Origin of the sequence: Nonomuraea sp. NPDC004580 (assembly GCF_040609855.1) — a bacterium.
Classification (GTDB): Bacteria; Actinomycetota; Actinomycetes; order Streptosporangiales; family Streptosporangiaceae; genus Nonomuraea; species Nonomuraea salmonea.
The window spans coordinates 1-14,441 of the sequence record NZ_JBEXLH010000046.1; the positions used below are offsets into that span (position 1 = coordinate 1).

General features: G+C 73.7%; 4 protein-coding genes. All 4 read right to left on the bottom strand.

From position 1 onward, the window contains the following. Positions 1-75: 75 nt before the first annotated feature. Positions 76-666 carry a hypothetical protein gene (locus tag ABZW11_RS33505; RefSeq protein ID WP_355425981.1) on the bottom strand — a complete coding sequence of 197 codons (591 nt, stop codon included), beginning with the start codon at positions 664-666 and terminating at the stop codon, positions 76-78. A gap of 1 nt (position 667) precedes the next feature. Continuing rightward, positions 668-11,533 (bottom strand): amino acid adenylation domain-containing protein, encoded by a 10,866-nt coding sequence (locus ABZW11_RS33510; RefSeq protein WP_355425984.1) that lies wholly within the window; start codon positions 11,531-11,533, stop codon positions 668-670. A gap of 80 nt (positions 11,534-11,613) precedes the next feature. After that, a complete protein-coding gene (locus ABZW11_RS33515) occupies positions 11,614-13,401 on the bottom strand; it encodes an ABC transporter ATP-binding protein (protein ID WP_355425987.1) in 1,788 nt (595 codons plus the stop codon). A gap of 37 nt (positions 13,402-13,438) precedes the next feature. Next, the gene (locus ABZW11_RS33520; protein ID WP_355425990.1) at positions 13,439-14,440 is read right to left on the bottom strand and encodes an iron-siderophore ABC transporter substrate-binding protein; all 1,002 of its coding nucleotides are present in this window, start codon (positions 14,438-14,440) and stop codon (positions 13,439-13,441) included. Position 14,441: the final 1 nt, after the last annotated feature.

The window sequence follows — 14,441 nt, forward strand, 5'->3', positions numbered from 1 at the left end:
GCGCGGGCGCCTACATCTGCGGCGAGGAGACGGCGCTGCTGGACTCGCTCGAAGGCTACAGAGGTCAACCCCGGCTCAAGCCCCCGTTCCCCGCTCGCGGGTGCCCGAGCCGATCCGGCGGGACAGCACGCTGAGCGCCGACAGGATCGCGACCGTGCCGACGACCACCAGCAGGCCGAGCGGCAGGCTGGCCAGGCCGAGCGCGACCGAGGCGACCACCACCGCGACCAGCGAGCTGACCAGCAGCGGCACCACCTCGATGATGTCGGCGGTCTGGTCGGCGTCCTCGGTGGCGATGGTCAGCACCTCGCCGGACTTGAGGTCGGTGTCCCTGGCGACCGGCTGGAGCGCGCAGGAGGCGACCCTGACCCGCCACCGGTGCGCCTCGGTCGTGTTGGCCTTCTGCAGGATGCGCATGCCGAACCGCCACGACAGCGACACCGTCGTGATGATCACCGCCAGCGCGGCGATCGACAGCGCCAGCGAGTCGAGGCCGCGCTCCCGCAGCGTGTGCTCGACGATCAGGCCGAGCGCGATGGGGAAGGCGGTCTCGGCCGCCTGGTACATCCCCATGAGCAGGGTGCCCGCGGCCATCGCGCCGGCGTTGCGGCGCAGCGCGGCGCGCAGCACGTCGGAGCCCGTACGGACCGGGCGCGCGTCGTTCACGTCAGGACTGCTCATCGATGTGTCGGGCCAGCGCTTCCGGGGTTCGCAGGGTGAACAGGTCGCGTACGGTGACGATCGGGCCGAACTCGCGGCGCAGCAGCCCGGCCAGCCGCAGCGCCAGCATCGAGTGCCCGCCCATGGCGAGGAAGTCGCTCACCGCGCTCACCTCGTCGTCGTCCAGGTCGAGTGTCTCGGCGAACAGCTCGCACACCACCGCCTCCGTCTCGGTCGCCGGCCCGCGCTCGCCCGACGACGTCAGCGCGCCCAGCGGCTTGGCCTCCGGCAGCGCCTTGGTGTCGGCCTTGCCGTTCACGGTCAGCGGGATCGCGGCGACCTGAGCGTAGTGCGTGGGCCGCAGGTAGTCGGGCAGCGCGGCGCACACCTCGGCCGCGACGGCCGCGAGGTCGGCGCCGTCGAGCACGAGGTAGGCGGCCAGCCGGTACGCCCCGTCCACCCCCGGGCCGGGCTGCGCCACCGCGGCGGCGAACCGTACGGCGGGATGCGCCGCGAACGCCGCCTCCACCTCGCCCAGCTCCACCCGGTGACCGCGGATCTTGACCTGCTGGTCGGTACGTCCCAGGTAGGCGAGGTTCCCGTCCGGCCGCCGCAGCACCAGGTCACCCGTGCGGTACATGCGCTCGCCCGGCTCGCCGAACGGGCAGGCGACGAACCGGTGCGCGGTCTGCCCGCTCTGCCTGAGGTAGCCGCGGGCGATGCCGACGCCGGAGACGTACAGCTCGCCGGGCACCCCGTCGGGGACCGGGCGCAGCCATGGATCCAGCACGTACACGTCGGTGTTGTCGATCGGCACGCCCACCACCGGGTCGGCGCACTCGAACGTGCCGACGCCGAGCGTGTTGATCGTGTACTCCGTGGGCCCGTACAGGTTGTAGCCGCACGTGCCCTCCGTCTCCGCGAGCCGCCGCCACAGGCCGGGCGTCACCGCCTCGCCGCCCAGCAGCACCAGCGGCGGCCGCCGCGCCGGGTCGTCGAGCAGCCCTTCCGCCAGCAGCTGCTGGGCGTAGGTGGGGGTGACGTTGACGACGTCGATGCCGTGCTCCAGGCAGTACGTGACCAGCCGCGGCGCGTCCCTGCGCAGCTCCTCGTCACAGATGTGCACCTCGTGGCCGTCGGCCAGCCACAGCAGCTCCTCCCACGACATGTCGAACGCGAACGAGACGGTGTGCGCGATCCTGAACACCCGGTGCCCGTGCTCGGCCAGCACCGGCTCGAAGATGCGGCGCTGGTGGTTGATGAGCATGTTCGTCAGCCCGGCGTACTCCGTCACCACGCCCTTCGGCCGGCCCGTCGAGCCCGAGGTGTAGATGACGTACGCGGGATGCCGCAGCCGGTCGGGGTCGTCCGGGGCGAACGTCACGAACGGCTCCGCCTCCGGCAGCGGCCGGTCCAGCTCGATCAGCTCGCCGCTCAGCCTGGGCGCGACGGAGCCGACGGTGAGGATGACGTCCGGGCGGGCGTCCGCCACGATCGCGGCGATCCGCTCGTCCGGGTGGTCCAGCTCCAGCGGCACGTACGCGGCCCCCACCCGCAGCACCGCGAACAGCGCCACGATCGAGTCGAGCGAGCGCGGGATGGCCAGCCCGACCGTCCGCTCAGGGCCGATGCCGCGCTGGGCGAGCACTCCTGCCACCGCCCTGCTGCGCTCCCTGAGCTGCTCGAACGTCATGCTCGCGCCGCCCGCGACGAGCGCCGTCCTGTGCGGTGAGCGTTCGGCCGCCCGGTCGAACCTGTCCACCACCGTGTCGGTGCCGACGTCGCCGCGCGGCCCTGGCACCGGCACCGCGCCCAGCCCCGGCAGCGCGCCGACCGGGCCGCTCGCCCGGGTCAGGTCGTCCAGCAGGCGCAGGTAGTCGTCCAGGAGGCGTTCGGCGCGGCCGGTGTCGCCGTCGCGGTACTCCAGCTTCACCGTCAGTTGCTTACCCGGCGTGACGACCCAGGTGAACGGGTAGTGCGTCGAGTCGTCGGCCATGACCTCGACGATGCCGTGGCGGGCGTTGATCTCGCCGAGCGCGTCCAGGTCGAGGAAGTTCTGCAGGACGAAGAGGGTGTCGAACAGGGTGTCGTGGCCGGTGTCGCGCTGGATGTCGCCCAGCCCCAGGTGCTCGTGCTCCATCGCGGCTACCCTGGCCGCCTGCACGCCGGACAGATAGTCGCGTACGGTGTCGGCCGGGCGGGGACGCGTCCACATCGGGACGGTGTTGAGCAGCACGCCCACCATGTCGTCCAGCGCCCGGCCGCCCGGCCCTTCGCCGTCGCGGCCCGAGACCGTGACGCCGAAGACCGCGTCGGAGCGGCCGGTGCGGGAGCCGAGCAGCAGGCCGAACGCGCCCGTCAGCACCGTGTTCAAGGTGACGCCGTGCTGCTTCGCCGCCTCGCGCAGCCGCTCCGACTGCTCGGCCGGCAGCGTACGGACGAGCGCGCGCGGCAGCTCGTCCCGAAGCGCGGGCGCGGGACCCGCCAGCAGCGTCGGGCCGGACAGCCCGGCGAGCTGGCCGGCCCAGAAACGCCGGGCCGGGGCGAGATCCCTGGCGTCGAGCGCGCGGGCGTGCTCCTCGAAGCTCGGCGTCGCCGGCTCCGGGTCGAGCGGCTCCCCGGCGAGCGCGGCTTCGTAAGCGGTGAACAGGTCGCGCAGCACGATCTCGCGCGACCAGCCGTCCCACAGCAGCAGGTGGTAGCTCAGCAGCAGCACGTCCCCGCCGCCCGGCAGGCGGAGCACGGTCATCCTGATCAGCGGCGGCGCCTCCAGGTCGAAGCCGGTCGCCCGATCCCGCGTGCGCAGAGCCTCGACCTCGGCGTCCGACGCCACGTCCAGCGTGCGGACGGCGGCCCGGCGGCCCGCCGCGAGCACCTGGACGGGGTCGCCGTCAGCGCCGGTCGTGAACCCCGCGCCCACGCCGGGGTGCCGGGCGATCACGTACGCCATCGCGTCGGCCAGCGCCTCGGGGTCGAGACGGCGGTCGAAGGTGAAGCAGCTCTGCGCCACGTAGTCACCGGCCGGGCCCGCCAGCTGCGCCTGGTAGAACAGGCCCTTCTGCAGCGGCGTCACCGGTGCCGTCCGCTCCGCCGTCCCGGCCTTGCGCGCGACCTCCGCCACGGCCTCCCGCCAGCGCTCGGGCAGCTCGTCCGGGATGTCGCCGGCCAGCGCGAACGTGGCCCGCAACCTCCCGGTCGCCGCGTCCAGCCAGGCGTCGACCTCGACCGCGTACGGGCCGCCTGCGTCCGCGCCCGTGATCGTCACCGCCTGCGACTCGCTGCCCTGGCCGAGATAGTTGAACAGCACCTGCGGGCTCGTGGTCAGCAGCGGGGCGGTCTGCGGGTTGAGGTGGCGGAGCTGTCCGTACGCGAGGTGCGCCCGCTCGTCCGGCTGCCGCTCGGCCACCTCACGTGCCGCCTGTATCGGGTCGGTGCGCGGGCTGAGCCGGACGGGCGCGATGGAGGTGAACCAGCCGACCGTCCGCGTGTAGTCGTGGTGCGGCAGCACGGGGACCCGTCCATGCCGCTCCAGATCGATGGCCAGGTCGCCCGGCACCTCCTGAACCCGGGTCAAGGCGGCCCGCAACGCCCCGCACAGCAGCTCGGTCACGCCGACGCCGAGCGCAGCGGGCGCCTCCCGCGTCACCACCGCACTGACCTCGGGAGCCACCTCCACCATCACCTCCCGCCGTCGTGCCGGCGGGACAGGCAGCAGCGGAGGCGCGGCCAGCGTGGTGAGCCATCGGTCGAGCGTGCCGGTGTGATGGGTCGCCGTCGCGGCCAGGGCATCGGCATAGTCCGCGAAGGGCGTGGTCTCCGGCGCGAGCGCGGCGCCCCGCATCGCGGCGGCCAGGTCGTCGAGCAGCACCAGCCAGGAGACCGCGTCCACGGCGAGGTGATGCGCGGTGACGACCAGCGTCCTGCTCGCCTCCAGCCACGCGAACGCGATCATCTTCCCGGCCTCGGGGTCGAGCCGGTCGGCCGCCTCGTTCGCCGCCGTGTCGGCCCCGTCGGCCCCGTCGGCCCGGACGACCGTGACCGGCCCGGACGGCTCGGTCCGCAGCGTCCACACGCCGTGCTCGGTGCTCAGGCGGATCCGCAGGGCCGGGTGGGCGGCGACGACCGCGTTCGCGGCCCGCTCGGCGTCCGCGAACCCGGTGCCCTCGGGCGCCACCAGCGTCCTGGCCTGGGCGAACCTGGCGAGCGAGCCGCCCAGCCCACGCTGCCGCAACATGATCGGGGTCGGCGCGAGCGGGCCGTCCGCGCGCGCGATCGGCGCGGGTTCCGCGGACGTCCCCACGTGCTCGGCGAGCGCGCGCGGCGTCTTGTACAGGAACACCTCGCGCGGCGTGATCGGCAGCCCGAGCGCCCTGGCCCGGTTGACCAGCGCGATGGCCACGATGCTGTCGCCCCCGGCACGGAAGAAGTCGGTGTCCGCGTCCACCTCGGCACCGGGCAGCGTCTCGGCGAACACCTGTACCAGCGCCTGCTCACCACCTCGCGCGGTCGGGGACGGCGCGGTGGCAGAGGGGTGTGGGGCGCGGGTGGTCAGCAGGGCGCGGTCGAGCTTGCCGTTGACGGTCAGCGGCAGCGCGTCGATCGGCGCCACCTGACCAGGCACCATGTACGCCGGGAGCCGCGCCCCCAGCAGCTCGGCCCAGCCGTCCGGCACCCGGCCCACCACGTGCGCCACCAGGTGGTCGCCCGACGGAGCCACGGTGACGGCCGCGTCCACCACCCCGTCCAGGTCCCGGATCGCCGACTCCACCTCCCCGAGCTCGATCCTGAACCCCTTGAGCTGCACCTGGTCGTCGGCCCGCCCGACGAACTCCAGCTCGCCGTCCAGCGTCCGCCGCGCCAGGTCGCCCGTGTGGTACATCCGCGACCCGTCACCGGCGAACGGATCCGCCACGAACCGGGAGGCCGTCAGCCCCGGCCGTCCCAGGTAGCCGAGCGACACCTGCGCACCCGCCACGTAGATGGCGCCGACCCGGCCGGGCGGCACCGGCCGCAGCCGGTCGTCCAGCAGGTACGTGACCAGCCCCGGGATCGCCCGCCCGATGGGGGAGGCGGAGCCCTCCGCGAAGTCCTCGCCGGTCAGCACCCGGTGGGTGACGTGCACGGTGGTCTCGGTGATGCCGTACATGTTGACCAGCTCGGGCGAACGCGTGCCGTACCGCTCGGCCCAGCCGCGCAACCGCCCGAGGTCCAGCGCCTCGCCGCCGAAGACGACCACCCGCAGCGACTCCACCGGCTCCGCCGCGTGCCGGTCGGCCTCGGCGAACTGGTAGAACGCCGACGGCGTCTGGTTCAGCACGGTCACCCCGCGCTCGCGCACCACGCGGTGGAAGTCGGTGGGGGAGCGGGTCAGCGCGTACTCGGGGACGAGCAGCTCGCCGCCGTGCGCCAGCGCGCCCCACAGCTCCCACACCGCGAAGTCGAAGGACGCGGAGTGGAACTGCACCCACACGTCGTCCGGCCCGAACCGCAGGTCCGGCCACGTCCCGGCGAGCAGCGACAGGACCGCGGAGTGCGGCACCACCACGCCCTTGGGCCGGCCGGTGGAGCCTGAGGTGTAGATCACGTACGCGGGGTCGTGCGGCCCGACGGCCGGCCTGGTGCCGTCCAGCGGCAGGTCGTCGTCCTGCACGAGCACCCGCGCCCGCCCGCCGGTCAGCCGCTCCATGCGGTCCCGCTGCTCCCGGTCCACCAGCACCACCTTGGGCGCGGCGTCGGCCAGCAGGTACGCCAGCCGCTCGTCCGGGTAAGCCGGGTCGAGCGGCACGTACGCGCCGCCCGCCGAGACGACCGCGATGAGCGCGACCACCTGCTCCAGCGAGCGCGGCACCGCCACCGCGACCCGCTCACCCGGCCCCACCCCGGCCGCCCGCAACGCCGACGCCACCCGCTCCTTGGCCTCCCGCAGCTCCCGGTACGTCATCGACCGCGCGCCCCCGTCGATCCCGCACTGGGTGACGGCGACCGCATCGGGATACCGCGCCGCGGCGGCATCGAACAACCCGCCCAGCGTGGTTTCGCGCGCTCGCGGCCACCCGCTGCCGAGCGGGTTCGCCGCCGGGGAGATCCGGCCCACCGGGGTGTCCGGGCGGGTGAGGAGCGCGGTGAGCGTGCGGGTGAAGGTGGCGAGGATGGTCCTGGCGCCGCCTTCCCGCAGCAGCGCGCCGTCGTGGATGAGCGTGAAGCGCGGCCCGCCGCCGGGCTCCCGCTCCACCACCAGGGTCAGCGGGTAGTGCGGCGCGCCCTCGTTCAGAACCTCGGTGACGACCACCTCGTCCCCGGGCCGCCGCAGGCCGGCCACGTCGGTGGCGACGTCGAACACCACCAGCGTGTCGAACAGCGGCCCGGCGCCCGCCAGCCGCCCGATCGCGGACAGTGAGACGTGCTGGTGGTCCCGTACGGCGCTCTGGTGCTCGTGCACGGAGGCGAGCAGCTCGCCCGCCGTGGTGGTGCCGTCCCACCGGGCGCGTACGGGGATCGTGTTGATGAGCAGCCCCACCATGTCCTGGATGCCAGGGAAGTCCGCCTCGCGTCCCGACACCGTGGAGCCGAACACCACGTCCGTGCTGTGCAGGATGCCGCCCAGGGTGGCCGCCCACGCGCTGTGCACGGCCACGCTCAGCGGCACCCCCGCGGCCCTGGCGGCGTCATCGACGTCGACCTCGGGAGCCTCGCTGACGTCCGCGAAGTGTTCCGACGCGGTGTGCCCCTCGGCGACCAGCGAAGGACCGGGCAGCCCGGCGAGCTGCTCCCGCCACACCCGCTCGCTCTCGGCGTCGTCCCGCCCGGCCAGCTCCCGTACGTACACGGCGAAGCCGTCCTGCGCGTACCCGCTGCCGGGCGCGTGGTACTCGGCCAGCAGCGCCCGCAGCATCACCGGCACCGACCAGCCGTCGGCCACGATGTGGTGCACGGTCTGCACCAGAACGTACCGATCGGGGCCCCGGCGGAGGAGCGTGTACCGCATGAGCGGGCTCACGGCCAGGTCGAACCCGGCGCGGCGGTCCCGCTCGGCGAGGTCGCGCAGCTCCTCGTCCGTGATGCCGGGCCGGTCGAGCGTGGTGAACGGCGCGCGCACGCCGTCCTCCAGCACCGACACCACGCGGCCGTCGGCGAGCGCCACGAACCGCGCCGCCAGGTTGGGATAGAGCGCGAGCAGCCGGGTGGCCGCCGTGGCGAGCCGGTCGGTGTCCACGGGGCCGTCCAGGGTGAGCACCTGCTGCTCGACGTAGCTGCCCGCCGAGTCGTCGTCGAAGACGGAGTGGAAGTACAGGCCCTCCTGGAGCGGGGTCAGCGGGAGGACGTCGCGCAGGTTCGGGCCGTCCAGGGCGTCCACGTCGGCCTGGGTGAGGGCGAGCGGCAGGAAGTCGCTGGGGGAGTGGCCGCCGCCGTCGAGCGCGGCGAGGCCCTCCAGCGCCTGGCGGAAGTAGCCGGCGAGCGCCTCGACGTCCTCGCCGGTGAACACGCCGTCGGGCCAGGAGATGGTGGTGACCAGCTCGTACGCGCCCGTCGGCCCGGGCTCGGCGATGGCGTTGAACTCCAGGGCGCGCGGCAGCCGCATCCCCGGGTCGCGCCGCTCGCCCAGCTGCCCGGTCGCGACCGCGAGCCGCCAGTCCGACCGCGTGCCCGCCTCGTACCTGCCGAGGTAGTTGAAGAGCACCTGCGGCGCGGGCGCGTCGAACGCGACGCCGTGCACATGGCGCAGCACCCCGTAGGCGATGCCGTTGCCCGGCACCCCGGCCAGGTCCTCCTTCACCTTCTTCAACGCCGCCGCCAGGTACGCGGGGTCGGTGAGGTCGCCGCTCGCGCCGGGGTCCACGGTCACCGGGAACAACGTGGTGAACCACCCGACCGTCCGCGACAGCTCCGGCTCGAATCCGGCCGCCCCGGCGAGGAACCGGGCCTCGCGCCCGTGACCCTCCAGCTCGACGTGCGCGAATGTCTGCCCCTGCCCCAGCTCCCGCCGCCGCCGGGCGAGTGCGACGGCCAGCGCGGTCAGCAGCACGTCGTTGACCTTCGCGTGGAACCGCGCAGGCACCTCACCCAGCACCGCAGCGGTCACCTCAGGGCTCGCGGTGACGACGTGCGCCCGCTCCCGCGCCACGGTGTCCGACGCCTCCAGCTCCCGCCTGCCCAGAGGCAGATCCACGCCGGGCAGCGGCCGGGCGAAGTACGCCCGGTCGCCGTCGAACGCCGCCGACTCCAGCACCTGCGTCCACCGCCGGAACGAGGTCCCGACCGGCGGTAGCACGATCGGCTCACCTGAGGAGAGCTGCCGCCACGCGGTGGCGAGATCCTCCATGAGTATCCGCCACGACACCCCATCGATCACCACGTGGTGAGCAGCGAGAACCAGCTGCCGCTCCGCCCGCCGCCAAACGGCGCGCACCATGACGCCCCGATCGGGATCGAGCGAGCCCACGGCCCGCTCCACACACTCCTCAAGCCCGCGGTCGCTCTCCTCCCACGCCTTCTGGACAGGCATGGAGCCGGGGACGTCGAAGCCCCAGGCGGGGCCGCGGGTCAGGTGGGCGCGCAACATGGGGTGGTGGTCGAGGAGGGTGGTGAGCAGGGCGTCGAGGGCACCGGGGGTCAGGTCCTCCGGGGTGTTGAGGACCACCGACTGGGCGAAGCCGTCGATGGCGTCGGTCGTCTCGCCGAGCCAGCGCACGATGGGGGAGCCGGTGATCGGGCCCGTGGCGACGTCGGCGGAGTCCACGGCGGCCGACCCCTCGCGGGTGGCGACCGCGGCCAGGGCGCCCAGAGTGGGGCTGGCGAAGACCTGGGCGGCGGTGACGTGGAGGCCGCGTTCGCGCAGGGCGCTGATCAGCGAGATCGCCAGGATGCTGTCGCCGCCGAGGCGGAAGAAGTTGCGGTCCACGCCGACCTCGTCCAGGCCCAGCAGCCCGGCCACGGCCGCGCACACCGCGCGCTCCTCGTCGGTGGCGGGCGCCACGACGCGGGAGGCGCGCAGCTCGGGCTCGGGCAGGGCGCGGCGGTCGAGCTTGCCGTTGGGGGTGAGCGGGAACGCGGTCATGACGACGACGTGCGCCGGCACCATGTACTCGACCAGGTGCTCGGCGGCCCACGCCGTGACGTCGTCGGGCCGCAGGTCCTCGTGCCCGGCCGCCGGGATGACGTACCCGACGAGGTACGTGCCGCCGGAGGCGTGCTTCCTGGCGATGACGCACGTGTGCCGCACCCTTGGATGCTCGGCCAGCGCGGCCTCGACGTCCTCCAGCTCCAGCCGCATCCCGCGGATCTTGACCTGGTTGTCGGCCCGGCCGAGGAAGTCGAGCGACCCGTCGGGGGCGAACCTGGCGAGGTCGCCGGTCCGGTAGAGGCGGGAGCCGTCGGAGGCGAACGGGTTGGCCACGAACCGGGAGGCGGTCAGTCCTGGCGCGTTGACGTAGCCGCGCCCGAGCAGGAAACCGCCGACGTACAGCTCGCCGCCCACCCCGGCGGGGACCGGCCGCAGCTCGTCGTCCAGCACGTACAGGCAGGTGTTGGGGTTGGCCTTGCCGATCGAGGTGGACAGGCGCTCGGCCGCGCCCCGGTAGATGACGTGGGAGACGCCGATCGTCGCCTCGGCGGGGCCGTAGCCGTGGTAGAGGGGGATGCCGAGGCGGGTGCGGAAGCGTTCGTACAGCTCGGGGGTGAGCACCTCGCCGCCGCACCACACGTGCCGCAGGCTGTCGAGGCGGCCGGAGTCGCCGGCCATCTCCAGCAGCACGTCCAGCATCGACGACACCAGATACGTGAACGTCACGCGCTGCTCGGCGATCACGCTGAGCAGGTGGTGGGGGTCGCGCTCGCCGCCGGGCCGCAGCACGACCAGCCGCCCGCCGCACACCAGCGGCAGGAAGATCTCGTTGATGGAGATGTCGAACGACAGCGGCGCCTTGAACAGCGAGGCGTCGTCGGGCCCGAAGCCGAGGATCTCGCGCGACTGCCACAGCAGCCGCTCGCTGATCGCCTCGTGCCGGATCATCGCGCCCTTGGGCCGGCCGGTCGAGCCGGAGGTGAAGATCACGTACGCCAGCGCGGGACCGGGCGGCTCGATCCCCGTCGGGGTGGTGGGGTAGCAGCCGTAGCCCCAGGCGTCGAGGTCCACGGCGACGGCGTCCGGCTCGGCGGGGTCGTGCTCGCCGGTGCGGTTGAGCTGCGCGACGAGCCCGGCGTCGGCGATGACGAGCGCCCGCCGCTCGGCGGGCCAGCGCGGGTCGAGCGGCACGAAAGCGCCGCCCGCCATGAGGACCGCCAGCAGGCCGATCACCATCTCGGCCGAGCGGTCCAGGGAGACGCCGACGGTCTGCTCGGCGGCGAGCCCGCGTTCGAGGAGGTGGTGGGCGAGCTGGCGGGCCAGCTCGGCGGCCTCGCGGTAGGTGAGCGTGCGGCGCTCGTCCACGATGGCGACGGCGTCGGGACGGATGCGTACCTGCTCGTGGAACAGCTCCACGAGGGTCGGCCTGTCCCGGTCCGCGTGGGTGTCGTTCCATCGGGCGAGTTGCGCGAGCCGGGCTTCGACGCTCGACGGGGCGATGGTGCCGATGGGCCGGTCGGGGAAGTCGGCCAGGTCGTCCAGCGCGAGCCGCGCGTCCGCCGGGTCGACGTGCTCGGGGACGGACAAGCCGGCGCCGTCCACCCGCCAGCCGCCGGGGGCGCGCCCGCCGCCCGCCGCCCACGCCACCACGTCGGCGAAGAGCGTGGCCGGCGACAGGTCGAGCCCGTCGGGGCTCAGCCCGTCCGCCCAGAAGGCCAACCCGATCGCGCACGCTTCGAGCAGGACCCCGTCGGGATGGTCCCCGGCACGGCGGCGCAGGCCGTCCAGCCGTTCGGGAGAGAGGGATACCACACGAGTGCTTGGTTCCAGCATGAAGACCTCAGCCGCCCCTTCAGACACTAGTAAGGTAAGCCTAACCTAACAACGATCGGCTAACCAGCCTCGCGCCAGGCCCGCCAGAGCCGCGCGTACCGGCCGTCCGCGGCCACCAGCTCCTCATGGGTGCCTTCCTCGACCACCTGGCCCGCGTCCAGCACCGCGATGCGGTCGGCCGTCATCGCCTGCGTCAGCCGGTGCGCCACGAACAGCGCCGTACGCCCCTGGCACGCCGCCAGCACCGCCCGCTCCAGCTCGGCCGCCCCCTGGCTGCCCGCCTCCGCGGTCGACTCGTCCAGCACCACCACCGGCGCCCGCCCCAGCACCAGCCGGGCCAGCGCGAGCTGCGCGGCCTTGGTGCCGTCGAGCCGCTCGCCGCCCTCGCCGACCAGGGTGTCCAGCCCGTCGGGCAGCGCCGTCACCCACGGCCCGGCGCCCACCGTGCGCAGCGCGTCCATCAGCTCGGCGTCGCCCGCCCCGGGGGCGGCCAGCCGCAGGTCCTCGGCGAGCGTGCCGGAGAACACGTGCGTCTCCTGCGTCAGGATGCTGACCAGCGCCCGCGCGTCGGCCTCGTCCAGGCCGGAGATCGGGGTGTCGCCGACGCGCACCGAGCCTGCCTGCGGCGTGCCGATGCCGGCGATCAGCGCCGCCAGCGTCGTCTTGCCCGCGCCCGTGGCTCCGACCAGCGCCAGCGAGCCGCCGGCCGGGATCGTCAGGTTCACGTCCTTCAGGACGGGCCGCTCGGAGCCGGGATAGGCGAACGTCAGCCCCTCCACCGTCACCGGGTACGAGCCGGAACCGGCGGGTACGCCGCCCGCGAGCCGCTCCTGCGTGGCCTCGCCCAGCACCCCGACCAGGCGGGCCAGGCTAGCGCCCGACTTCTGCGCCTCGTCGAAGGTGAACATGATGGAGCCGAGCGGGTTGAACAGCCGGTGGAACAGCAGCGGCGCCACCGCCGCCTCGCCCAGGGTGACCGAGCCGGTCTCCAGCAGCACGTACCCGACGACGATGATGAGGACGAGCCCGATGAACTCGGCGCGGTTCTCCCTGCCGACGAAGCGGCCGAAGAAGCGGAACACCTCGATGCCGAGGTCGCGCACCCGCCACGACTCGCGGGCCACCCGCTCGCGGAAGAGAGGTTCGAGGCGGTAGGCCCGCACGGTCTCGATCCCGTTCAGGCCGCTGATGAAAGCCTGCGCCCGGTCGGCCTGGGCCTCGCGCTGGCGCCGGTAGATCGGCGCGGAGCGGGGCAGGTACCAGCGCAGCGCCAGCGCGTACGCGGGCAGCGCCCCCGCCCCCGCCAGCCCCAGCCGCCAGTCGAGCCCGAACATGCCGATCGTGGCGATGACGACGAGCACGGCCGCCGAGAACAGCATGGGGACGGCCGTGCGGATGCCCTTGGACACCACGGCCACGTCGTCGCCCACCCGCGACAGCACGTCACCGTGCCCGACCTGCTCGATCCTGGCGCTGGGCAGGCCGAGCACCGCGCGTACGGCGCCCTCGCGCAGCCGCGCCAGCAGGTCGGCGCCGAGCCGTCCGATCAGGTAGGTCGAGGCCGCCGCGGCCACCGTGCCGAGCAGGAGGGCGACCGCCAGCAGCACGCCGACCGTGACCAGCAGCTCCCGCGCCTCGCCGCTCCCGGCGCCGGCGACCACGCCGTCCACCACCCTGCCGAGCAGGAACACCGGCAGGACCTGCAGCGCCGCCCCCGCCACCGTGGTCACGACGGTGGCGGCGGTCAGCCACGGCGTGTCACGGCAGTGCGCCACGACCCACCGAGCGGCCTCGCGCGCGCTCGCCGTGCGCAGGATGGCGGGGGCGGATGCGGTGCCGGTGCTCACACCAGGACCGCCGCAGGCGGGGGAAGGGGCGCCGCCGTCACGACTGGACCGACTTGACGAGCTCGTCGATCGCGTACGGCAGCGACAGCAGCGTGCCCTGCGACATGGCCGCGCCGATCGCCGGGCCCTCGCTGTCCAGCAGCCACGACACGTTGCCCTCCTTGACCGCGGGCAGGTTGGTGAACAGCTTGAACTTCTTCAGCGCGTCCTGGTCGGCCTGGTCGGCGATGACGAAGATGTGGTCGACGTCCACCAGGTCGATGCGCTCGGGGGACAGCACGGTGTAGAAGCTGCCGCCGGCGATCTTGTCGATCTCCGGCTGCCCCTTGAAGCCGATGCCCGTCACCATCCGGCCGCGCACGTCGGTGGTGGTGAAGGGCGCGACCGAGTTCTTGTACCAGGACAGCGCGACCGCCGTCTTCTCGGCCCACTCGGGGTGCGCCTCACGCGCCGCCTTGAGCTTGGCGTCGATGCCGGCGACCATCGTGGCGCCCTCCTCGGCCTTGCCGAGCGCCTTGGCGATGTGCAGCGCGTTGTCCTGCCAGGGCGCGCTGAACGGCTCCTTCTCGGTCTTGGTGCGGCCGACGGTGGGCGCGATCTTCGACAGGCGGTCGTAGGCGGCCTGGTCGATCTCCGAGTAGACGGCGATGATCAGATCGGGCCGCAGCGCGGCGATCTTCTCGTAGTTGGGGCCCGAGTCGCCGTTGGTCATGATGACCTCGGGTTGCGTGGCGCCCCACTTGTCCTTCACCCAGGGCCACTGGGTGTTGATGTCGGGCGTCTTGCCGGGCGGGTTGGGGTATTGGTCCACCATGCCGACCGGCTTGATGCCGAACGCCAGGATGGCCTGGTCGTCGGTGTAGCCGACGGAGACCACCCGCTCGGGGGCCTTGGTGATCTCCGTGGTGCCGAAGGCGTGCTCCACGGTGACGGGGAACGCGCCGCCCGTGCCGGCGGCCTGAGTGGCGGCGCTGGTCGCGCCCGGCTGCTCCGTGGCTCCGGAACCGCACCCCGCGAGGAGGGCCGTGGCGGACAACACG